This window comes from Coralloluteibacterium stylophorae (genome assembly GCF_018122625.2).
GTDB lineage: Bacteria > Pseudomonadota > Gammaproteobacteria > Xanthomonadales > Xanthomonadaceae > Coralloluteibacterium > Coralloluteibacterium stylophorae.
Map to the genome: position 1 here is coordinate 59,313 of NZ_JAGQFT020000011.1, position 22,417 is coordinate 81,729.

Annotated in this window: 12 protein-coding genes and 1 pseudogene; 8 read left to right on the forward strand and 5 right to left on the reverse strand. The window is 73.8% G+C overall.

Annotated features, from left to right (window positions below; all coding sequences use genetic code 11):
• Positions 1-129: 129 nt before the first annotated feature.
• The 4 genes from KB893_RS15200 to glnE all read left to right on the forward strand — a co-directional run bounded on the left by KB893_RS15200 (position 130) and on the right by glnE (position 9,463).
• On the forward strand, positions 130-2,289 hold the full coding sequence (locus KB893_RS15200) for a hypothetical protein (protein ID WP_211927195.1): 2,160 nt from the start codon (positions 130-132) through the stop codon (positions 2,287-2,289).
• 49 nt (positions 2,290-2,338) lie between these two features.
• Positions 2,339-3,946 carry a phytoene desaturase family protein gene (locus tag KB893_RS15205; RefSeq protein WP_211927194.1) on the forward strand — a complete coding sequence of 536 codons (1,608 nt, stop codon included), beginning with the start codon at positions 2,339-2,341 and terminating at the stop codon, positions 3,944-3,946.
• A gap of 369 nt (positions 3,947-4,315) precedes the next feature.
• The gene (locus KB893_RS15210; protein ID WP_213173844.1) at positions 4,316-6,505 is read left to right on the forward strand and encodes a S8 family serine peptidase; all 2,190 of its coding nucleotides are present in this window, start codon (positions 4,316-4,318) and stop codon (positions 6,503-6,505) included.
• Between the two features lie 132 nt (positions 6,506-6,637).
• Positions 6,638-9,463, forward strand: a complete 2,826-nt coding sequence (gene glnE / locus KB893_RS15215) for a bifunctional [glutamate--ammonia ligase]-adenylyl-L-tyrosine phosphorylase/[glutamate--ammonia-ligase] adenylyltransferase (RefSeq protein ID WP_213173845.1) — start codon at positions 6,638-6,640, stop codon at positions 9,461-9,463.
• Positions 9,464-9,697: 234 nt separating this feature from the next.
• Here the strand turns inward: glnE and KB893_RS15220 are convergent, their stop codons facing one another.
• The 5 genes from KB893_RS15220 to KB893_RS15240 all read right to left on the reverse strand — a co-directional run bounded on the left by KB893_RS15220 (position 9,698) and on the right by KB893_RS15240 (position 19,983).
• The gene (locus KB893_RS15220) at positions 9,698-11,155 is read right to left on the reverse strand and encodes an efflux transporter outer membrane subunit (RefSeq protein ID WP_211926259.1); all 1,458 of its coding nucleotides are present in this window, start codon (positions 11,153-11,155) and stop codon (positions 9,698-9,700) included.
• Positions 11,148-14,429 carry an efflux RND transporter permease subunit gene (locus KB893_RS15225; RefSeq protein ID WP_211926258.1) on the reverse strand — a complete coding sequence of 1,094 codons (3,282 nt, stop codon included), beginning with the start codon at positions 14,427-14,429 and terminating at the stop codon, positions 11,148-11,150. Before KB893_RS15225 ends, KB893_RS15220 begins: the two co-directional genes overlap by 8 nt.
• Positions 14,426-17,563, reverse strand: coding sequence for an efflux RND transporter permease subunit (locus tag KB893_RS15230; RefSeq protein ID WP_211926257.1), 3,138 nt, complete (start codon positions 17,561-17,563; stop codon positions 14,426-14,428). The genes KB893_RS15225 and KB893_RS15230 overlap by 4 nt, the downstream gene beginning before the upstream one ends.
• 43 nt (positions 17,564-17,606) lie before the next feature.
• Positions 17,607-18,896 (reverse strand): efflux RND transporter periplasmic adaptor subunit, encoded by a 1,290-nt coding sequence (locus KB893_RS15235; RefSeq protein WP_213173846.1) that lies wholly within the window; start codon positions 18,894-18,896, stop codon positions 17,607-17,609.
• A 124-nt stretch (positions 18,897-19,020) separates the two neighbouring features.
• Positions 19,021-19,983, reverse strand: coding sequence for a mitochondrial fission ELM1 family protein (locus KB893_RS15240; protein WP_211926255.1), 963 nt, complete (start codon positions 19,981-19,983; stop codon positions 19,021-19,023).
• A gap of 151 nt (positions 19,984-20,134) precedes the next feature.
• Here KB893_RS15240 and KB893_RS15245 point away from each other — a divergent pair, with 151 nt between their 5' ends.
• The 4 genes and pseudogenes from KB893_RS15245 (at position 20,135) to KB893_RS15260 (ending at position 22,414) form a co-directional block, all read left to right on the forward strand.
• Positions 20,135-20,737, forward strand: a complete 603-nt coding sequence (locus KB893_RS15245) for a malonic semialdehyde reductase (protein ID WP_211926254.1) — start codon at positions 20,135-20,137, stop codon at positions 20,735-20,737.
• Between the two features lie 22 nt (positions 20,738-20,759).
• A pseudogene (locus KB893_RS15250) lies at positions 20,760-21,365 on the forward strand (YceI family protein); the annotation flags it as partial.
• A gap of 74 nt (positions 21,366-21,439) precedes the next feature.
• Positions 21,440-22,123 (forward strand): pirin family protein, encoded by a 684-nt coding sequence (locus KB893_RS15255; protein ID WP_211926252.1) that lies wholly within the window; start codon positions 21,440-21,442, stop codon positions 22,121-22,123.
• A gap of 66 nt (positions 22,124-22,189) precedes the next feature.
• A complete protein-coding gene (locus KB893_RS15260) occupies positions 22,190-22,414 on the forward strand; it encodes a zinc-finger domain-containing protein (RefSeq protein ID WP_211926251.1) in 225 nt (74 codons plus the stop codon).
• The last annotated feature ends 3 nt before the right edge of the window (positions 22,415-22,417 follow it).

Consider the following 22,417-nt stretch of genomic DNA (forward strand, 5'->3'; position numbering starts at 1 on the left):
GGCTGCCGCAGCCATGCAGTACCCCAGACCCCGCCGCGAGGCGGGGTCTTTTTTTGCCTGCGCCGCGCATGCGGTCTTGATCTCCGACGGCGCACAGTGGTGCGTCTCCCACATCGAGCCCGTCGTCCCTTGACCCCGCTACGCCCCCGGCTGCGTCGCATCCTCGTCGTGCTCGGCACGATCTGGCTGCTCTACCTCGTCGCCGGCAACCTCTTCCTCAACACCCCGCTCGGACAGCGCACGGTGAACCTGCGCGAGAACCGCTTCCACGCCGAGTGGGCGTGGGCGGCCACGCTGTGGCCCGGGCACATCACCGCGCGCGACATCACCGTCGGCGGCCATGCCCAGCACAACGTGTGGGCGGTGCATGCGCAGTGGGCGCACGGCCAGATCGCGCTGTTGCCGCTGCTGTGGAAGGAGCTCCGCTTCCCCTGGGTCAGCGCCGCGACCGTCGCGGTGGAGGTCGACCGGGTCGATCCGCGCATGCCGTCGACGCCGCCGGACGGCAGCCGGCCGTGGACGCTGCGCTTCGACGAGATCGCCACCGACAGCCTGGCCGGCTTCCGCTACCGCGAGCTGCAGGTGACCGGCGACGGCGCGGCGACCTTCGGCATGGAGAAGGTGCTGCGCGGCGGCACGCTGGAGATCCTGCCCTCGCGCGTGGACATGCAGCGGGTGCGCGTGGCCTGGGACGACATGACCCTGCTCGACGACGCCCGCATCGCGGGCCGCTACGCGGTGGCGCCGGTACGGCGCGAAGCGGCGCAGGGCGCCGACCGGCTGGCCCTGCTCGACGCCGCGCTGCAGCTCCGGGCGCGCACGCCCACCCTGTCGCTGCGCGCCGCCCGCGACGGGCTGCGGATGGACGCCGCGGATGCGCAGGGCGAGGTCGAGGCCGACCTGCGCCTCGAGCAGGGCCTGCTGGTGCCCGGCGGCACGCTCTCCTGGCACGGCCCGGTGCAGACCCGCGTCGACGGCCGGGTGCGCGACGACACGCTGGCCATCGCCGCCGAGGTCGCCGACGAGGGCATCGACGTCGGCGCGCATCTCGGCGCCCCCGGCAACGACGGCGGCCGCCTGGATGCCGAGCTGCGTCTGGCCGGGCGGCGCCTGTTCGCGATGGAGGAGACGCGCTGGATCGACCGCGTCTCCGGCCGGGTCGACATGGACTGGCACTTCGCCTCCCTGGCCTGGCTGTCGGACCTGCTCGCGCGCGGCGACTGGCTGCGGCTCGACGGCGCCGCGCGGCTGATCGCAGCGCTGCGCATCCAGGGCGGCCTGCTCGCCGCGGGCAGCCGGGTCGAGATCCCCGAGGTCGAGGCCACCGCCGGGCTGCTCGACAACCGCATCAGCGGCCGCGCGCGGCTCGAGGGCGAGGTGGTCGAGGGCGACATCGACCGCGACGCGCACGTGGACGCGGTGCTCGAACGCTTCCGCATCGCCGCCGGCGACGCGCCGGACAAGCCCTACCTCGAGGGCCGCGACCTGCACATCGCGCTGCGCGGCGCCGCCGACCTCGGCCGCTTCGCCGACACGCTCGCGGCGCGCGTCGACTTCGAGGGCGCGGAAATCCCCGACCTCACCGCCTACAACCGCTACCTGCCGGCCGACACCCTGCGCTTCACCCGCGGCAGCGGCCATCTCGACGGCGAATTCGAGCTCGACATGCGCGGCGACGTCGGCCAGGGCCGGCTCGCGATCAGCGGATCCGCCGCGGGCCTGGACCTCGCCGGCACGGCATTCCAGGCCGACATCGCGGTCGACAGCCACCTGCAGGGGCTCGACGGCGAGACCCGGCGCTTCTCGCTCGACGGCAGCAGCGTGCGCCTGGACAACGTGGTGCTGGCCGGCGCCGACCCCGACGCGCAGCCGTGGTGGGGTCGGATCGACCTGCCCGAGGCGCGGGTCGACTGGAACCGCCCGCTCACGGTCGAGGGCGACGCGCACCTGGCGATGCGCAACGTCGGCCTGCTGCTGGCGCTGTTCGCCGAGCGCAGCGACTTCCCCGGCTGGGTCGCGTCGATCCTCGATGCCGGCCGCACCGAGGCGACCGGGCAACTGCGCCTGCACGACGACAGCCTGGTCCTGGACGACGTGCACGCCAGCAACGAGCGCTTCGACCTCGACGCACGCGTGCGCATCGACGGCGGCGTATCGCGGGGCGATCTCTACCTGCGCTGGGGCGTGCTCGGCCTCGGGCTGGAGCTCGATGCCGGCGAGCGCGACTTCCACCTGCTGAACGCGCGCGAGTGGTACCAGGGCCGGCCGGAGCTGCTGCCCGACGGCTGAGCCGGGCCGGCGGCTAGCATGCGCTGCTCGACACCCGCAGGGAGCATGCATGCACGCGAACGGGGACTGCGACGTCCTGGTCATCGGTGGCGGCCACAACGGCCTGGTCTGCGCCGCCTATCTCGCCGGCGCAGGGCTGCGCGTGCGCGTGCTGGAGCGGCGCGCGGTGCTCGGCGGCGCCGCGGTGACCGAGGAATTCCATCCGGGTTTCCGCAACTCGAGCTGCAGCTACACCGTCGGCCTGCTGGCGCCGGAGGTCATCGCCGAGCTGCGCCTGCGCGAGCACGGGCTGCGCATCGTCGAGCGGCCATTCGCGAACTTCCTGCCGCTGCCCGACGGGCGCGCGTTCCGGCTCGGCGGCGGCGACGCGCAGGCGCAGGTCGCCGCGTTCTCGCGCCGCGACGCCGGGCGGCTGCCGGACTACTTCGCCATGCTGGAGCGGGTGGTCGAGGTGCTGCGCGTGCTGACGCGCCAGGTGCCGCCCAACGTCTCCGACCGCTTCGTGCTCGCCGACTGGCTGGCCTCGGCGTCGGTGGCGCGGCGGCTGAAGGGGCTGGACATGCGCGGCCGCCGCGACCTCCTCGACCTGCTGACCAAGTCGGCCGGCGAGGTGCTGGACGCCTGGTTCGAGGCCGCGCCGCTGAAGGCCGCGCTCGGCTGGGATGCGGTGGTCGGCCACTTCGCCAGCCCCTACACGCCGGGCTCCGCATACGTGCTGCTGCACCACGTGTTCGGCGAGGTCGACGGCAAACCCGGCGCGTGGGGTCACGCGATCGGCGGGATGGGCGCGGTCAGCGACGCGATCGCGGCGGAGGCGCAGGCGCGCGGCGTCACCTGCGAGACCGGGGTTGACGTGGCCGAGGTGCTGGTCGAGGACGGGCGCGCCTGCGGCGTGCGCACCGCCGACGGGCGCGTCCTGCGCGCGCGCGCCGTGGCCGCGGCGCTCAATCCGAAGCTGCTCTACCAGCGCCTGGTCGCGCCCGCGCACCTGGACCCCGACCTGCGCGCGCGGTTCGACCGCTACCGCTGCGGCTCGGGCACCTTCCGCATGAACGTCGCGCTCGCCGAGCTGCCGGATTTCACCGCCGCCCCCGGCACCGCGCTGCAGCCCCACCACCAGGCCGGCATCCTGATCGGCGACTCGCTGGAGTACTTCGAGCGCGCCTACTTCGACGCCAGGTCGCGCGAGCACAACCCAGGCTGGGCGCGCGCGCCGATCGTCGAGCTGGTCATCGCCTCGGCGCTCGACGACGGCCTCGCACCGCGCGGCGCCCACGTCGCCAGCCTGTTCTGCCAGCACGTGAACCCGACGCTCGCCGAGGGCTGGGATGCGCACCGCGACACCGTCGCCAGGCTGATGATCGACACCGTCGACCGCGTCGCGCCGAACTTCGCGCGCAGCGTGCTCGGCTACCGGGCGCTGTCGCCGCTGGACCTGGAGCGCGAGTACGGCCTGGTCGGCGGCGACATCTTCCACGGCGCGCTCGGCCTCGACCAGCTGTTCTCGGCCCGTCCGGTGCTCGGCCAGGCCGACCACCGCGGGGCGCTGGCGGGACTGTACCTGTGCGGGTCGGGCACGCATCCGGGCGGTGGCGTCACCGGCCTGCCCGGGCGCAACGCCGCGGGGGTGATCCGCCGCGACCTCGGCCGGCGCTGATTCAGCCCGTATTGCACCGCAGCGTGCATTCGCCGTGACGGCGCGCAAGGATGGTCGCGCACCTGACGTGGGGGAGGGAGCCAAGCCCGTACCGGCCGAGCCGGTACGGGCTTTGTTTTGCCCGGATTTCATGCGTCCCCGCGTGACCCGCATTTGGCACGGGTTCACATTGCCCCGGCGCCGGCGCAGCCGCTAGCGTCGACCCGTCGCCCGCTGCGGGCGACGCACTCGCAACCATGTGGAGCGGAGGAGGCATGCGCACGCTGGTGCGCACGTCGGCAGGGGGGCTTCGTTTCCTTGTTCGCCGGGCGCTCGCCGCCCGGCCTCGACGCGGCCGCGCGGCCGCGTCCTCGAAAAGGAGACGTGCACGTGAATCGGGAACAGGGCAGGGTGCGCCGCCAGCTGCTGGCGGCGATGGTCGCGGTCGGCCTCGGCATGCCGCTGGCGCAGGCGGGTACGCCGCATGCCGGCGGCGACATCGGCGGCAAGGCCGGACGCGCATTGACCGCGGGGCTGGCCGACGGCGGCGGCTACGACCGGATCATCGTCAAGTACCGCGACGGTACGCCGGAGCGCGCCAACGCCACCCGTGCCTGGCGCGACGTGCAGGGTGCGGTGGCGCGCGGGCTGGGCGTGGCCGCGGCCTCGGGCGGCGGCGTCAGCGTGCAGCACCTGCGGCGGATGGGCGTCGGCGCCGACGTGATGCGGCTGTCGAGCGATCTCGACGCCGTGCAGATGCGCGCGGTACTGCGCGAGATCGCGCGGCTGCCGGGCGTCGAGTTCGTCGAGCCCGACGTCAGGCACAAGGCGCTCTACGAGCCGAGCGACCCCGACTACGCCAGCCAGCAGTGGCACTACTACGAGCCCACCGGTGGCATCAACCTGCCGCCGGCCTGGGACCGCAGCACCGGCGAGGGCATCACCGTCGCCGTGCTCGACACCGGCATCGTCGAGCACGAGGACCTCGACACCTCGCTGGCCGGGGCGGGCTGGGACTTCATCACCGACAGCGAGGTCTCCGACCGGGCCGACGACTTCCGCGCGCCCGGCGCCTGGGACACCGGCGACTGGTACCTCTACCTCGGCATCATCCCGGTGCCCAGCAGCTGGCACGGCAGCCACGTCGCCGGAACCATCGCCGCGCTCACCGACAACGGCCTCGGCGGCGCCGGCGTCGCCTGGGACGCCGACGTGCTGCCGATGCGCGTGCTCGGTCACGAGGGTGGCTACATCTCCGACATCGCCGACGCCATCTACTGGGCGTCCGGCGCGGGCCCGGTCGACAGCGGCCCGGGCGGCGCCGAGATCCCGGCCAACACCGCGCACAAGGCCGACGTCATCAATCTCAGCCTGGGCGGCAGCGGCGCCTGCGACGGCGTCTACCAGGCCGCCATCGACGCGGCGATCGCACAGAACACGGCGGTGGTGGTGGCCGCCGGCAACGGCAACAACGACGTCGCCAACAACCGCCCGGCCAACTGCGACGGCGTAATCGCGGTGGCGTCCAACAACCGCTACGGCGAGAAGGCCGGCACCTCCAGCTACGGCGCCGGGATCTCGGTCACCGCGCCCGGCGACGGCGTCTGGTCGACGATCAACAGCGGCGAGGAGACCCCGGTCGACGGAGGCGACATCTATGCCGCCTACAGCGGCACCTCGATGGCCACCCCGCACGTGGCGGCGACCATCGCCCTGGTGCAGGCGGCCGTGGTCGCCGCCGGCGGCGACAAGCTCACGCCGGAGGAGGTCAGGGGCGTGCTCGAGGACACCGCGCGCCCGCTGCCGGTGCCGGCGGACGTCGGCATGGGCGCCGGCATCATCAACGCCGAGGCCGCGATCGCGGTGGCGCTCGGCGAGGATCCGCCGCCGCCGCCCGACGTACCGCCGCCGCCGGAGCCGACCCTGCTCGAGAACGGCGTGCCGGTCGAGGGTCTCGCCGCCGGCAACGGCGAGAAGCTGCGCTTCCGCATCGAGGTTCCGGCCGACGCGACCACGCTGACCGTCGAGATCAGCGGCGGCAGCGGCGATGCCGACGTCTACGTGCGCCAGGGCGAGCCGCCGACCTCCTCGACCTACGACTGCAGGCCCTGGGAGACCGGCAACGACGAGGTCTGCACCTTCGAGTCGCCGGAGCCGGGCACCTGGTACGTCAACGTGGAGGCCTACGAGGCGTTCGAGGGCGTGACGCTCGTCGCGACCCACGACGGCAGCGGCGACGGCGAGGAACCGCCGCCGGACGAGGACGCCACGCCGGTCGAGAACGGCGAGATGCTCACCGACCTCGCCGGTGCGGCGGGCGACGAGCTGCTGTACGCGATCGAGGTGCCGGAGGGCGCGCGCAACCTGCGCATCCTGACCCTCGGCGGGACCGGCGACGTATCGCTCTATGCCAGCCTCGGCGAGCCGCCGACCGCCGCCGACCACGACGCCTCCTCGACCCGTCCCGGCAACAACGAGACGGTCTCGGTGCGGGCGCCGGAGGCCGGCACCTGGTACGTGCGCGTCATCGGCGAGAGCGCCTTCGACCGCGTGCGGATGCGGGCGAGCTATCAGGAGTAGCCGTTCGCCGCATCGCCCGGAGACGCCCCGCGCCGCGGGGCGTCTTCGTGTCTGCGACCGGACGCCGTGCGACATGGAGCGGCGCGTCCTCCGGCCGCGGCGCGCGCGGAAGTCGCATGCGAGACTGCCGCGATGACCGACGATCCCATCGACGCACTCGTCGTCCGGCGTCTGCAGGCGCTGGCCGAGGCGGGCATCGACATCCCCGCCGCGCGCCGCGAGGCCTTCGCCGCGCTGGCGCTGGCCAGCGACTTCGCCATCGACACCCTGGTGCGCCAGCCCGCGCTGGCCGGGCGCCTCGACGACCCGGCCGCGCCGCCGCCCGCGCTCGCGCTGGAGAACGAGGCCGACTGGCAGCGCCGGCTGCGGCGCTGGCGGGCGGCCGAGTCGACGCGCCTGATCTGGCGCGACGTGCAGGGGCTCGACGACGTCGAGGCCACCTTGGCCGGCTGCACGCGGCTGGCCGAACAGGCCCTGGCCGCGGCGCTGGAGGCGACCGAGCGCCGGCTGGCCGTGCGCCACGGCACCCTGCGCACGCGCGAGGGCGCGCCGCAGCGGCTGGTGGTGTTCGGACTCGGGAAGCTCGGCGGCGGCGAGCTCAACTTCTCCTCCGACGTCGACCTGGTGCTGGCGTATCCCGAGCCCGGTGAGACGGACGGGCCGACGCCGCTCACCGACGAGGCCTATGCCACGCGGGTGGCGCGCGGCCTGGTGGCGCTGCTCGACGAGATCACCGCCGACGGCTTCGTGCACCGCGTCGACCTGCGCCTGCGTCCCTACGGCAACGCCGGGCGGCTGGCGCTGTCGTTCGCGGCGATGGAGCACTACTTCCAGCGCGAGGGCCGCGACTGGGAGCGCTACGCCTGGATCAAGGCGCGCCCGGTGGCGGGCGACGTCGACGCGGGCGAGGACCTGCTCGCGCGGCTGCGGCCCTTCGTCTACCGCCGCTATCTCGACTTCGGTGCGCTGGAAGGCCTGCGCGAGATGAAGGCGATGATCGCCGGCGAGGTCGCGCGCCGCGAGCTGCACGACGACGTCAAGCGCGGCTCCGGCGGCATCCGCGAGATCGAGTTCCTCGCCCAGGCCCTGCAGCTGGTTCGCGGCGGCCAGGAGCCGGCCCTGCGCGAGCGCCGGCTGCTGCCCGCGCTCGCGGCGCTGGCGGAGGCGGGTCACCTGGAGGCGGCCGTGGCCGCGCGCCTGGGCGAGGCCTACCGCTTCCTGCGGCGCCTGGAGAACCGGCTGCAGATGGTGGGCGACATGCAGACCCACGAGCTGCCGCTCGATGCGCAGGCGCGCCTGCGCCTGGCGCGCGGGCTGGGCCACGCCGACTGGGCGGCGCTGTGGCGCGGGCTGGACGCCCACCGGGCGCTGGTCGCGCGCGAGTTCGGACGGCTGCTCGCCGCGCGCAGGCGTCCGCAGCCGGGCGTCGCCCTGCGCGGCTACTGGGAGGCGCTGCCGGACGCCGGCGATGCGCAGGTGCTGGTCGACGCCGGCTTCGTCGACGCGCCGGTCGCCGACCGCGCGCTGCGCAACTTCGTCCGCCAGCCCGCGCTGCGCGGGCTGAGCAAGCGCGGACGCATGCGGATGGACGTAGTGATGCCGGCGCTGCTGCAGGCGGCGGCCGAGGGCGATGCGCCCGACGCCGCGCTGCCGCGCCTGCTCGCCCTGGTGTCGGCGGTCGCGCGTCGCAGCAGCTATCTCGCCCTGCTGCAGGAACAGCCTGCCGCGCTGGCGCGGCTGGTCGACGTCGCCACACGCAGCGCACTCCTGTCCGAGCGCCTGGCCGAGCATCCCCTGCTGATGGACGAACTGCTCGACCTGCGCGCGGCCGGCCCGCTGCCGACGCCGGAGGAGATCCACGCGCAGTGGGAGCGTCGCTGCGCGCACCTGGACATGGACGACACCGAACAGGTGCTGCAGGCCGTGAACGAGCAGCGCCAGGGCGTGGCCTTCCGCATCGCGCTCGCCCTGCTGACCGGCCGCCAGGACGCGCTCGCCGCCTCGCTGCAGCTCGCCGAACTCGCGCAGTGGGCGCTGGGCGTGATCGTGCCGCTGGCCGAGCGCGAGGTGTCGGCCGCGCACGGCGGCATCGCCGGCAGCGGCCTCGCCGTGCTCGGCTACGGCAGCTTCGGCGGGCGCGAACTGGGCTTCGGCTCGGACCTCGACCTGGTCTTCCTCTACGACGCGCCGGCGGACGCGGTCTCCGACGGCGCGCGCTGCGTGGACGCCGCGCGCTGGTACGGGCGCCTGGCGCAGAAGATCGTGCGCATGCTCGGCACGCCGACCGCCGCGGGGCGGCTGTACGAGGTCGACGTGCGCCTGCGCCCGGACGGCGCGCAGGGGATGCTGGTGTCCTCGGTGGCGAGTTTCGCCGCCTATCAGCGCGAACGCGCCTGGACCTGGGAACGCCAGGCGCTGGTGCGGGCGCGGCCGGTGGCCGGCGACGCGGCCGTCGGTGCGGCCTTCGAGCAGGTGCGCGCGGCGACCCTGGCGCAGGCGCGCGATGCCGTGGCGCTGCGCGAGGACGTGGTGCGGATGCGGGTGCGCATGCGTGCCGAGCTCGACCGTTCGCGCGGCACGCGCTTCGACCTCAAGCAGGGCGAAGGCGGGCTGGCCGACCTCGAATTCCTGCTGCAGGCGCTGGTGCTGGACGCGGCGCACGCCGATCCCGGGCTGCTGTCCGCGCGCGACTCGCACGGCCTGCTGCAGGCGGCCGGCGCCGCGGGCGTGCTCGAGGCCGGGCAGGTCCGCGCCCTGTTCGAGGCGCACGCCGGACTGCTCGCACGCAGCCTCGCCTGCACCCTCGACGCGCGTCCACGCGTGGTGGCGCTGGACGACACCGTCGAGGGCTGGCGCAGCGCCGTGCGCACCGCCTGCCGCGCCGCCGGGCTGGATTTCAGCGTCACCGCCGAGCGCGCGCCGCGGGCGGTCGCGGTCGATCCGGACGCGCCGCTCTAGGCCGTGCCGGCCTGCGGCGTGGCGGGGAAGGCTGCATGGCGCGGGGCGCAGGGCCGGGACGAGCGTGTCCTGTAGACGGCTTCAGCCGCGACCGGCACGTTATGACCGGCAGCCCCGGTCGCGGCTGAAGCCCCTCCCACAGGGCGCACGGGCCTGCGGAGGCACCGGTCGCGGCTGAAGCCGCTCCTACAGCGGGCGATGCGCGCGACCGGCCGGTGCTCCAGGCCCCATCGCTCAGCCGGCCTCCGGGGCGGGATCGACGCGGCCGCTCCAGTCCCCGCCCACCGCCTGCACCAGGGCGACGGCGGTGGTCTGGCGGTCGCGCATGGCCTGGGCGAGGGTGCGGCGGGCGGACAGCGCGTCGGCCTGCGCGGTGACCACGTCGGTGTAGGCGACCTGGCCGGCGCGGTAGCGGTTGAGCATGATCCGCTCCGCCTCGTCGGCGGCCTCGGACTGCGCGGCGAGCAGCTCCGCGCGCCGCTCCAGTGCACGCGCCGCGGCGAGGTTGTCCTCGACCTCCTGGAACGCGCCCAGCAGCGTCTGCCGGTAGTCGGCGACGGTTCCCTCGTAGCTCGCGCGCGCGCTCTCCACCTGTGCGCTGCGGGCGCCGCCGTCGAACACGGTCTGGGCCAGGCCCAGCGCCAGGCTCCAGGTGTTGACCGCGGCGTCGACCAGCTCGCCGACGGTGTCGGCGGTGGAGGTGCCGCGCCCGGTGAGGGTGAGGCTCGGGAACCAGTCCGCCTGCGCGACTCCGATGGACGCGTTGGCCGAGCGCATCCGCCACTGTGCCGCGGCGACGTCGGGGCGGCGCCGCAGCAGGTCGGAGGGCAGGCCCAGGGGCAGCGCCGGTACCGCCGGATCCCAGGGCGCCGACGTCACCTCGAAGCGCGCCGGCGCCTCGCCGACCAGCACCGCGATCGCATGCGCGAGCTGGGCGCGCTGCTGCAGCAGGCTCTCGCGCTCGGCCTGCGCCGAACGCAGCGTGCTCTCGGCCTGCAGTACGTCGCTGCGGACCACGATTCCGGCCTCGTAGCGGTTGCGGGTGATCTCCAGCGCGCGTTCGTAGCCCTCGATCGTGGCCTCGAGCAGCTCGATCTCGGCGTCGGCCTCGCGCAGCTGGAAATAGGCGGTGGCGAGTTCGCCGCGGGCGGACAGGCGGGCGGCGGCGAGATCGGCGGCGCTGGCGGCGGCATCCGCACGCGCCGCCTCGACGCTGCGGCGCACCCGGCCCCAGACGTCGACCTCCCAGCTCGCGCCGACGCTGAGGTCGACCTGGCGGCTGTTGCTGCCGCGGATCACGCCGGAATCGCCGACCGTGCTCGCGTCGCCGCCGCTGCGGCTGGCGCCGAGATCCGCGCTGACGGTCGGAAACCACGCCGCGCGCTGCCCGCGCACCAGCGCCCGGGCCTGGCGATAGCTGGCCTCGGCGGCGGCGATGGACTGGTTGGAGAGGTCGACGCGCTCGATCAGGGCGTCGAGCACCGGGTCGTTCCAGGCTTCCCACCAGGGGCCGTCGCCGACCTGCGGCAGGCCGGCCGGGACGGCTTCTCCCCAGGCCACCGGCACCGGGGCATCCGGGCGCACATAGTCGGGGCCGACGGCGCAGCCGCCGGCGCAGGCGAGCACGCAGGCCAGCGCCAGGCGGAGCGGGCGCGAGGACATCGGGACGGACAGGGTCGGACGGTCAGGCATGCACGGGATCCTCGCTGCCCGGCGGCGCGTGCAGGCTGCCGGGGATCGGGCGCCGGCGCGCGCCGCCGAGGCGCTCCAGGGTCAGGTAGACGACCGGCGTGGTGAGCAGGGTCAGGAGCTGGCTGGCGGCAAGGCCGCCGATGATCGCGACGCCCAGGGGGCGCCGCAGTTCGGCGCCGTCGCCGGTGCCCAGCACCAGCGGCAGCGCACCGAGCGCGGCGGCCAGCGTGGTCATCAGGATCGGCCGGAAGCGCATCAGGCAGGCCTCGTGGATCGCATCGCGCGGGCCCAGCCCGCGATTGCGCTCGGCGTCGATGGCGAAGTCGATGATCAGGATCGCGTTCTTCTTGACGATGCCGATCAGCAGGAACAGGCCGATCAGCGCGATCAGCGAGAACTCCATGCCGAACAGCATCAGCGCCAGGGTCGCGCCGATGCCGGCCGAGGGCAGGGTGGAGAGCACGGTGAGCGGGTGCAGGGTGCTCTCGTAGAGGATGCCGAGCACGATGTAGATCGCCACGATCGCCGCGGCGATCAGCAGCGGCTGCTGCGACAGCGACGACTGGTAGCTCGCCGCGGTGCCGGCGAAGCTGCCGCGCACGTTGATCGGCATGCCGATGTCGGCCTCGGCCTGGGCGATCGCCGCCTGGGCGTCGCTGAGCGAGGCGCCCTCGGCGAGGCTGAAGGAGATGGTGGTCGCCAGCTCCACGCCCTGGTGGTTGACCGAGGTCGGCGTGGCGCGCTCGGAGAAGGTCGCGAAGCTCGACAGCGGCACCATGGTGCGGCCGCTGTCGGCGAGCGCGCTGCCGGTCGCGGCGTCGCGCAGGATGCTCTGGCTGCCGGTGGTGGCGCCGCTGCCGGCCACCAGCGGCGAGGCGGAGTCGGACGAAGACGCCGCCGCCGCGCTGCTGACGGCGGGATCGGGCGTGCTGCCGGCAGCCGCCGCCTGGGTGGCGCCGGTGGCGACCGGCACGTAGACGTGGGCGAGGTCGGACGGGCTCTGCGCCAGCTCCGGCACGACCTCCATCACCACCCGGTACTGGTTGATGTCCTCGTAGATCGTGGACACCTGCCGCTGGCCGAAGCCGTTGTAGAGGATGTTGTCGACGGTGCGCGCGCTCACGCCGAGGCGCGCGGCGGTGTCGCGGTCGATCTCGACAAAGGTCTCCGAGCCGTTCTGCTGCTGGTCGGTGTCGACGTCGACCAGCACCGGCTGGCCCTTCAGCGCCTCGGCCAGGCGCGTGGCCCAGGTGCGCAGGTCGTCGGCGTCGTCGCTCTGCAGGGTGTACTGGTAGCTGCCGCTGCCCTGCCGGCCGCCGACGCGCAGGTCCTGGGCCGGGAACAGGAACAGGCTCGCGCCTTCGACCTGCGCGATCTGCGGGCGCAGGCGGGCGATCACCGTCCAGGCGTCGGCGTCGCGCTCGCCGCGCGGTTTCAGCGTGGTGAACAGGAACCCGCCGCCGGCGCGGCCGCCGGTGAAGGCGACGACGTTGTCGACCGCCGGATCCGCGCGGATGATGTCGACGTAGCGCTTGAGCTTGGCCTGGGCGCTCTCGAACGACACGCTCTCGTCCATGCGCAGGCCGCCCATCATCCGGCCGCTGTCCTGCTCGGGGAAGAAGCCCTTGGGCATCGCCGCGAGCAGGAAGACGTTGAGCACCACCACCGCCAGCAGCGAGAACAGCATCAGCCCGCCGTGGGCCAGCGCCCAGTCCAGGCTGCGCGCGTAGCCGCGCAGCAGCCCGGCCTGGCCGCGCTCCAGCCAGCGCGCGATGCGTCCGGGCCTGCGCCGCGGTTCCTGGCGCAGCAGCCAGGCGCTCATCATCGGCGTGGTGGTCAGCGAGACCACCAGCGAGATCAGCACCGCGATCGCCAGCGTCGCCGAGAATTCGAAGAACAGCCGCCCGACCAGCCCGCCCATCAGCAGCAGCGGGATGAACACGGCGACCAGCGACAGGCTGATCGACAGCACCGTGAAGCCGACCTCGCGCGCGCCCAGCAGGGTCGCCTCCAGCCGCCCCTTGCCCGCCTCCATGTGCCGGGCGATGTTCTCCAGCACCACGATGCCGTCGTCGACGACGAAGCCGGTCGCCACCACCAGCGCCATCAGCGACAGGTTGTTGAGGCTGAAGCCGAACAGGTACATGGCGCCGAAGGTGCCGAGGATCGACACCACCGTCGCCACCGCCGGGATGAAGGTCGCCCGCGCGCTGCGCAGGAACAGGCTCACCACCAGCACCACCAGCAGGATCGACACCAGCAGGGTGAATTCGATCTCGTGCAGCGAGGCGCGGATGGAGTCGGTGCTGTCGGAGGCGATGACCAGCTCGACGCCGGCCGGCAGGCGCTCGGCCAGCCCCGGCACCAGCGCGCGGATCGCGTCCACCGTCTCGACGATGTTGGCGCCGGGCTCGCGGGTGATGCGCACGATCACCGCCGGCTGGCCGTTGTAGAGGCCGACGACCTGCTCGTTCTCGACCCCGTCGCGCACCGTGGCCACGTCGCCCAGCCGCACCGGCGCGCCGTTGCGCCAGGCCACGACCAGGCGCCGGTAGCCCTCGACGTCGCGTCCGACCTGGCTGGTCAGGATCTGCCAGCGCAGCGCGTCGCCGTCGATCGCGCCCTTGGGCCGGTTGGCGTTGGCCGCCTGCAGCGCGGCGCGCACGTCCTCCAGGCTGACGCCGTTGCGGGCCAGCGCCAGCGGCTGGATCTCGACCCGGATCGCCGGCAGCGAGGCGCCGCCGAGCTCGACCTCGCCGACGCCGTCCACCGACGACAGCGCCTGCTGCAGGACCGTCGCCGCGGCGTCGTAGATCTGCCCGGGCGTGCTGGTCTGCGAGGTCAGCGCCAGGATCATGATCGGCGCGTCGGCCGGGTTCATCTTGCTGTAGCCGGGCGGGCTGGTCAGCGTCGCCGGCAGGTCCGCCTGCGCGGCGTTGATCGCCGCCTGCACCTCGCGCGCGGCGCCGTCGATGTCGCGGTCGAGCGCGAACTGCAGGGTGATGCGGGTCGAACCGGTGGAGCTCGACGAGGTCATCTCCTCGACCCCGGGGATCACCCCGAGCCGGCGCTCCAGCGGCGTGGCGACGCTGCTGGCCATGGTCTCCGGGCTGGCGCCGGGGAGCTGGGCCTGCACCGAGATCGTCGGGAAGTCGACCTGCGGCAGCGGCGCCACCGGCAGGCCGAAGAAGGCCGCGGCGCCGGCCAGCGCCAGGCCGACCGTCAGCAGCACCGTGCCGACCGGGCGGCGCACGAAGGGCGCGGAGATGTTCACGCCTGCGCGTCCCCGCGCAGCGTGTCGGCCTCACCGGGGCGCGGCAGGCGCCGGCGCCAGCGCGCGCCGAGGCGGTCGAACCACAGGTAGACCACCGGCGTGGTGAACAGGGTCAGCAGCTGGCTCACGATCAGGCCGCCGAAGATCGAGATGCCGAGCGGGCGCCTGAGCTCTGCGCCCTCGCCGGTGCCCAGCATCAGCGGGACCGCCGCGAACAGCGCCGCGAAGGTCGTCATCAGGATCGGCCGGAAGCGCAGCAGCGCCGCCTGGTGGATGGCGTCGCGCGGCGCCATGCCCTGCACCCGTTCGGCGTCGAGGGCGAAGTCGATCATCATGATCGCGTTCTTCTTGACGATGCCGATCAGGAGGATGATGCCGATGATCCCGATCACGCCGAGTTCGTTGCCGCCGAGCATCAGCGCGGCCAGCGCGCCGATGCCGGCCGAGGGCAGGGTGGAGAGGATCGTCAGCGGGTGCACGAAGCTCTCGTAGAGCACGCCCAGCACGATGTAGACGCAGACCAGGGCGCCGACGATCAGCCACGCGGTGCTGCCGAGCGAGCTCTCGAAGGCGCTGGCCGCGCCGAGGAAGGTCAGGCCGAGACCGGCGGGGAAGTCGATGTCCGCGGCCGCGGCGCGGATGTCGGCGACCGCATCGCCGAGCGCCACGCCGGGCGCGACGTCGAAGCCCAGCGTCGCCGCCGGGAACTGCGCCACGCGCGTGACCTGCAGCGGCGCGCGGTGCTCGCGGACCGTGGCCACCGCCGACAGCGGCGTCGAGGCGCCGGAGCCGGTGCGCAGCTGCAGGGTGTCGAGCGCCTGGCGGCTCCCGGTGAGGTCGGGGCTGGCCTCGAGGATCACCCGGTACTGGTTGGTCTGGGTGAAGATGGTCGAGACGATGCGCTGGCCGAAGGCGCTGTAGAGCGCCTCGTCGATCGCCAGCGCGGTGATGCCGAGCCGTGCGGCGGTGTCGCGGTCGATGTCTACGTAGACCGCAGGGCCTTCGTTGCCGGCGCGGGTGGTGACGTTGCGCAGGGAGCCGACCTCGCCCAGCCGCGCGGCCAGCGCCCGGGTCCAGGCATCGACCTCCTGCGAGTCCGCGCCCTCGACCGAGACGCGGTACTGGGTCGGGCCGGTCTCGGCATCGATGGCGAGGTCCTGCACCGGCTGCAGGAACAGTTCGACCCCGGCCACGTCCTCCGCGCGTTCGCGCAGGCGTGCCTGGACGTCGTCCAGGTCGCCGCGGTCGGCGGCCAGGTTGATGGTCAGCCCGCCGGCGGACAGAAGCGCGCTGCCGGCGGCGTCGACGCCGACGCTGGAGGCGATGGATGCGACGTCGGGATCGGCCAGCAGCGCATCGACCAGCGCCCCCTGCAGCCGCGCCATGCGCGCGTAGGAAACGCCCTGCTCGGCCTGGACCACGCCGCGGAGCTGGCCGGTGTCCTGGGTCGGGAACAGCCCCTTGGGGATCCAGGCGTACATCGCCAGGGTCAGCACGATGGTGCCGAGCGTCGCCGCCAGGGTCAGGGTCTGGTGCGCGAGCACCCAGCCCAGGCCGCGGTCGTAGCGGGCGACGACCCTGTCGAAGAAGGCCTGCGTGCGCGCGCCGAAGCGCTGCGCCAGGGACGGCCGCCGCGGTTCCGCGTCGTGTGCGTCGCCGTGGCGCAGCCAGCGCGCGGCGAGCATCGGCACGATGGTGAGCGAGACCACCGCCGAGATCAGGATGGTGATCGCCAGGGTCACCGCGAACTCGCGGAACAGCCGGCCGACGACGTCGCCCATGAACAGCAGCGGGATCAGCACCGCGACCAGGGAGATGGTCAGCGAGATGATGGTGAAGCCGATCTCCTTCGCGCCCTTGACCGCGGCGGCGAACGGCGGCTGGCCCATCTCGCGGTGGCGTTCGATGTTCTCGATCATCACGATCGCGTCGTCGACGACGAAGCCGGTCGCGATGGTCAGCGCCATCAGGCTCAGGTTGTTGAGGCTGAAGCCGGCCAGGTACATCACCGCGAAGCTGCCGACGATCGACACCGGCACCGCGATGCTGGCGATGAGCGTGGCCCGCGCGTCGTGCAGGAACACGTAGATCACCAGCACGACCAGGACCACCGCCAGCACCAGCTCCATCTCGACGTCGTGCACCGCGGCGCGGATGCCGCCGGTGCGGTCGGCGAGCACGCGCAGCTCGAGCGCGCCCGGCAGCGAGGCCTCGAGATCGGGCAGCTGCGCGCGGATGCGGTCGACGGTGTCGATCACGTTGGCGCCGGGCTGGCGGCGCACGTCGAGGAGGATCGCCGGGGTGCGGTCGGCCCAGGCGCCGAGCTGCACGTTCTCCGCGCCCTCGACCACGGTCGCCACGTCCTCCAGCCGCACGGCGGCGCCGCCGGCGAAGGTCACGATCAGCCGGCGGTAGTCCTCCACCGTCAGCAGCTGGTCGTTGGCGTTGATCGCGAAGGTCTTCTCGGCGCCGTTGAGCGTGCCCTTGGCGCCGTTGGCGTTGGCGGCGTCGATGGTCGAGAGCACGTCGTCCAGGGTCAGCCCGAACGAGGCCAGCGCGCGGGTGTCGGCCTGCACGCGCATCGCCGGCTTCTGCCCGCCGGCGAGGCTGACCTGGCCGACGCCCGAGACCTGCGAGATCTTCTGCGCCAGGCGGGTATCGACGAGGTTGCGGACCTCGGTCAGCGGCAGCACGTCGGAGGTGACCGCGAGCGTCAGCACCGGCGCGTCGGCCGGATTGACCTTGGCGTAGACCGGCGGCGCCGGCAGGTCGGTCGGCAGCAGGCTGGTGGCGCCGTTGATCGCCGCCTGGACCTCCTGCTCGGCGTTGTCGAGCTCTTCGTCGAGCCCGAACTGCAGGGTGATCACCGAGGCGCCGGCGCCGCTCACCGAACTCATGCGCAGCAGGCCCGACATCTCGCCGAGCTCGCCCTCGAGCGGCGCGGTCACCGTCGCGCTCATCACCTCGGCGCTGGCGCCGGGATAGCTGGTGGTGACCTGGATGGTCGGGTAGTCGACCTCGGGCAGCGCCGACAGCGGCAGGAAGCGGAAGCCGAGCGCGCCGACGATGAGGATCGCCGCCATCAGCAGCGAGGTCGCCACCGGGCGGTGGATGAAGGGTGCGGAGGGATTCATGGCGTCTCGGGCGGCGCGGGGCAGGGGCGGGCGCGGCGCGGCATCAGCCGCGCGGGCCGCCTCCCGGCGGACGGCCGCGGCGGCGCTGCGGAGATTCGTCGCCGGCGGGCGCAGCCATCGGCGGCACCTGGCCGGCGCGCATCACCATGGCGCCGTCGACCAGCCGGTCGCCGCCCTCGGTCACCACCTCGGTGCCGGCGGCGAGCCCCTCGGCGACCACCACGCGGCTGTCGTCGGAGACGCCGGCGACGACCGGCGTCAGGGTCACCGTGCTGTCGGCGTTGACCACGTAGACGAAGGCGCCGTCGTCGTTCTGGCGCAGCGCGGTCAGCGGCACGGTGACCGCGTCCTCGAGGGTCTGCAGGCGCAGGCGCACGTTGACGAACTGGTTCGGGAACAGCGCGCCGTCGGCATTGTCGAAGCGCGCCTTGGCGCCGACCGTGCCGGTGTCGGTGCTGATCTGGTTGTCCATCGCCAGGAAGCGGCCGCTGGCCAGCGCCTGGGAGCGGGTGCGGTCGAGCGCGATCACCGGCAGCGCGCGGTCGGCATCGTTGCCTTCCTCGTCGAGGGCGGTGAGGCCGGCACGGGCGCGCACGTCGGCGACGCGGTCCTGCGGGATGGCGAAGGCCACGTCGATGGGCGTGGTGCGGGTGATCACCGCCACGCCGGTGGCGTCGCCGGCGGCCACGTAGTTGCCGACGTCGACCGTGCGCAGGCCGACCACGCCGTCGATCGGCGCCTCGACGCTGGCGAAGTCGAGGTCGAGTTCGGCATCGCGTACCGCGGCGCGCGCGCTAGCGACCGCACCCTCGAGCTGGCGCACGGTGGCGGCCTGGGTGTCGACCTCCTGGCGCGCGATCGAGTCCTGACCGAGGAGCTGCTGGAAGCGTTCCAGCGAGACGCGCGCGTCGGCGAGCTGCGACTCGCTCTGCTGCAGCGAGCCACGCGCCTGCGCCAGCGCGATCTCGAACGGGCGCGGGTCGATCTGCACCAGCAGGTCGCCCTGGCGGACGGTCTGGCCTTCCTCGTAGGCGACGCGGGTGACCACGCCCGAGACCTGCGGCCGCACCGTGGCGGTGGCGGTCGGCGTCACCGTGCCCAGCGCCTCGAGTTCGACCGGCACGTCGGCGGTGGCCGCGGCCACCACGGTGACGGTGGACGACGGCCGCTGGAAGCGCCCGCCGGCCTCGCCGCCGGTGAACCGCACCACCAGCCAGCCGACCAGCGCCAGGGCCAGGACCAGGACCATGCCGAGCACGAGCTGGCGCCTGCGCGAGCGTGGCGCGGGTGCGCCGGGACGGGGACGGGGCTCGGCGCCAGGGAGGTCGGTCATGGAGGATCCAGTACGGGTGGAACGGGAACGGGGCCGGGCGGCCGCCGCGCGGGATTGCAACGCGGTCCGGCGCCGGTTCCGTCGCTGCGGAAGAAAGGCTGCCGCAGGCGCCGCAATGTCGCGTTCAGCACGGCGCGGGCAGCCCGAGGCGCTGCCGGACGGCCTCGACCACGCGCGGCAGTTCGCGCCAGGGCACGGCGGGGCCGGCTGGTCCACCTGCGGCGGAGGCGCGGCCGCTGTCGAACAGGCTGCCCAGGAACCGCGCGTGGCGGCTGTCCTGGCGGCCGCTCGCCAGCATCACCTCCAGCGTCGCCGTGGTCGCCGCCGCCTCGGACAGCAGGTTGATCGAGTCGGCGGAGACCAGCAGGCGATCGGCCCAGCCCAGCAGGCCGGGATAGGGGTTGGCACCGTCGCCCGCGCCGAACCAGCGCAGGCCCGGCAAGCCCTTCGCGCACGCCCGCACCGCCTGCGCCGCCCATGCGGGGGTGCGCCGCGAGCCGCTGACCAGCAGGCTGCCGCCGGCCGCGGCGACCTCGCCAGCCACCCGCCGCAGCAGGGCGTCGAGGTCGGCAGGCGTCCACGGCACCGCCGCGACCGGGCCGCCGAGCAGCAGGCCGATCCGTGGCCCGGGCAGCGCGCCGAGCTCCGGATGCGCGGCACGGGCGGCGGCCAGCCAGGCGGCGTCGACCGGGTGCAGGCTGCCGCGCACGGCGATCACGTTGTCGCCGGCCAGGCCGTCGTGCTCCGGCGCGATCACCAGGTCCCAGTGCCGCGGGGCGATGCGCGGATCCAGGATCTGGACCGCGCGGGCGCCGGCCCGGCGCAACAGGCGGGTCGCCAGCGCGGCCTGGCGGCCGCAGCCGATGGCCAGCTCCGGCGGCTGCCGGAGCCGCTCGCGGAACTCGCGGCCGAATGCCCGGCCCGCGCCCGGCAGGCGCCGCGGTGCCAGCGCGCGCCAGGGCTGCGCGGCGGCGAGCGCGACCGCCAGCGGCTCCGCCGGGACGAGCGCGTTCGCAAGCGCTTCGGCCTGGCGGCGGTTGCCGGCGGCGCCGTCGGTGAGGGTCCAGATGGAAGGCGGGCGCGGCATGGGCGCGGAGTCTAGTCGATGCAACACCCGTGGCCCGGGTCGAAGGATTGGGTCCGTTGATGCGAACAATCAGTTCCGGAGCGTCCATCTGATGCGGTTCGCGCAACGCCCTTACACTGCGCCGCTGGACCGAAATCCCGGAGTGACCCCGATGGCAGATGCCCGCCCCCGCACGGCGCTCGAGAGCGCCGCGCTCGACAGCCTCTTCAGCAGCGCGCGCACCCACAACGTGCTCGGCGGCAGCATCGCGCCGGAGACGCTGCATGCGCTCTACGACCTGGTGAAGTGGGGCCCGACCAGCGCCAACCAGAGCCCGGCGCGCTTCGTCTTCGTGACCTCGCCGGAGGCCAAGAAGAAGCTGGAGCCGGCGCTGTCGGAAATGAACCGGCCCAAGTCCATGGCCGCGCCGGTCACCGTGATCATCGGCTACGACCTGGCGTTCCACGAGAAGCTGCCCTACCTGTTCCCGCACACCGATGCGAAGTCCTGGTTCGAGGGCAACGACGCGCTGATCCGCGAGTCGGCCTTCCGCAACGGCACCCTGCAGGGCGCCTACCTGATCCTGGCCGCGCGTGCGCTCGGCCTCGACGTCGGGCCGCTGTCGGGCTTCGACAACGCCATGGTCGACGAGTTGTTCTTCGCCGGCACCTCGGTCAAGTCCAACTTCCTGGTCAACCTCGGCGTCGGCGACGACGGCCAGCTGTTCCCGCGTTCCCCGCGTCTGCCGTTCGACGAGGCCGCGCGCATCGTCTGATCCCTCCGGGCCTCGGCCCGGTCCACCGTCAAGAGGAGCACCACCCATGCACGCCCGTCGTCTTGCCGCAGCCATCGCCACCGCCGCCGTCGCCTTCCCGGCCGCCGCCGCGCCGACCACCTACACCATCGATCCCAGCCATACCGACGTCCTGGTCAGCTGGAGCCACTTCGGCTTCTCCAACCCGACCATCCGCTTCGGCGACGTCGAGGGCACGCTGACCTACGATCCGCAGGATCCGACCGCGTCCAGCGTCGAGGTCACCCTGCCGCTGTCCGGCCTGCAGACCCAGAGCGACGAATTCAACGAGCACCTGGAAAGCGGCAAGTGGCTGGATGCCGGCAGCTATCCGGAGGCGACCTTCAAGAGCACCTCGGTGGCCCCGGCGGGCGAGGGCAGGCTGGAGGTGACCGGCGATCTCACCGTGCATGGCCAGACCCGGCCGGTGACGCTGGATGTGACCATCAACGAGGTCGGCGAGCATCCCATGCGCAAGGTGCCGGCGGCGGGCTTCGCCGCCACCACCACGCTCAAGCGCTCGGACTTCGGCGTCGGCAACTACGCGCCGGCGGTGAGTGACGAGGTCGAGGTCGAGATCACCGTCGAGGCGACCGCCGACAAGAAGTGACGGCCGCCGCCGATAATGCGGTCCGGCGCGGCGCCTTCGGGCGCCGCGCTCTTTTGCAGCCAATGGATCCCGCCATGTCGCTCCTGATCCGCCGCGCCGGAGCGCGCGGCGTCACCCGCCGGCCCGGCCTCGAGGCCCGCCATACCTTTTCCGGCGGCGACGCCTTCGATCCGGCCTGGACGGGGGTGGGAGCGCTGCGCGCGCTGAACGTGCTGGCGCTGGCGCCCGGCGCCGATGCCGGACCGCAGCGGCGCGCGAACATGGATGTGCTGACCTGGGTGCTGGAGGGCGCGATCACGACCGGCGACGCGGATCCAGCGCCGCTGGCCGCGGGATCGATCGAGCGCCTGCAGGCCGGACACGGCAGCGCGGTCCACGAGGCGAACGCGGCCGCGGACCTGCCCGCACGCCTGCTCCAGGTCTGGCTCCAGCCCGACCGCGTCAACCTGCCACCGGCGCGCGTGCGCGCCACGGTGCCGACGCAGCCGGGCGCGCATCGCCTGGCCGCGCGCGCCGACGCGCCGCTGACGCTGCACGGCGACGCCGAGGTCTGGCTGCTGCGGGTGCCGGCGGATGCCGCGCTTCGCCATGAGCTGGGCTCGACGCGGGCCTGGCTGCACGTGGTCGCGGGCGTGGTCGCGCTCGGGCCCGGGCCCGAGGAACTCGTCGCCGGCGACGGCGCCCTGGTCGCCGAGGTCGGGATGCTCGAGCTGCGCGCGCTGGCGCCGCTCGAACTGCTGCTCGTGGCGCTGCCCTGATCCTGCCGTCGCGGTCCGCTCCGCTACACTAGCGGCCCTCCGCCGGGCCCGTTCACGCACACCGCCATGACCCATACCTCTTCCTCCGAGCCGTCCGCCACCGCGCCCGCCGCGACTCTCGCCAACGCGGAGCGCCGCTACGAGGTCACCCGCTCCGACCTGCCGCTGTCGTGCCCGATGCCGGGCATGGGGCTGTGGAACTCGCACCCGCGCGTCTACCTGCCGATCGAGACGCAGGGCGGCGAGGCGAAATGCCCCTACTGCGGCGCGCTCTACGTCCTGAAGGACTGACCC

Excerpts from the sequence above, each read along its gene's own strand:
- KB893_RS15205 (WP_211927194.1), top strand. The coding sequence starts at position 2,339 with ATGCACGCGAACGGGGACTGCGACGTCCTGGTCATCGGTGGCGGCCAC.
- KB893_RS15260 (WP_211926251.1), top strand. The coding sequence starts at position 22,190 with ATGACCCATACCTCTTCCTCCGAGCCGTCCGCCACCGCGCCCGCCGCG.
- KB893_RS15235 (WP_213173846.1), bottom strand. The coding sequence starts at position 18,896 with ATGACCGACCTCCCTGGCGCCGAGCCCCGTCCCCGTCCCGGCGCACCC.
- KB893_RS15220 (WP_211926259.1), bottom strand. The coding sequence starts at position 11,155 with ATGCCTGACCGTCCGACCCTGTCCGTCCCGATGTCCTCGCGCCCGCTC.
- KB893_RS15230 (WP_211926257.1), bottom strand. The coding sequence starts at position 17,563 with ATGAATCCCTCCGCACCCTTCATCCACCGCCCGGTGGCGACCTCGCTG.
- glnE (WP_213173845.1), top strand. The coding sequence starts at position 6,638 with ATGACCGACGATCCCATCGACGCACTCGTCGTCCGGCGTCTGCAGGCG.
- KB893_RS15255 (WP_211926252.1), top strand. The coding sequence starts at position 21,440 with ATGTCGCTCCTGATCCGCCGCGCCGGAGCGCGCGGCGTCACCCGCCGG.
- KB893_RS15240 (WP_211926255.1), bottom strand. The coding sequence starts at position 19,983 with ATGCCGCGCCCGCCTTCCATCTGGACCCTCACCGACGGCGCCGCCGGC.
- KB893_RS15245 (WP_211926254.1), top strand. The coding sequence starts at position 20,135 with ATGGCAGATGCCCGCCCCCGCACGGCGCTCGAGAGCGCCGCGCTCGAC.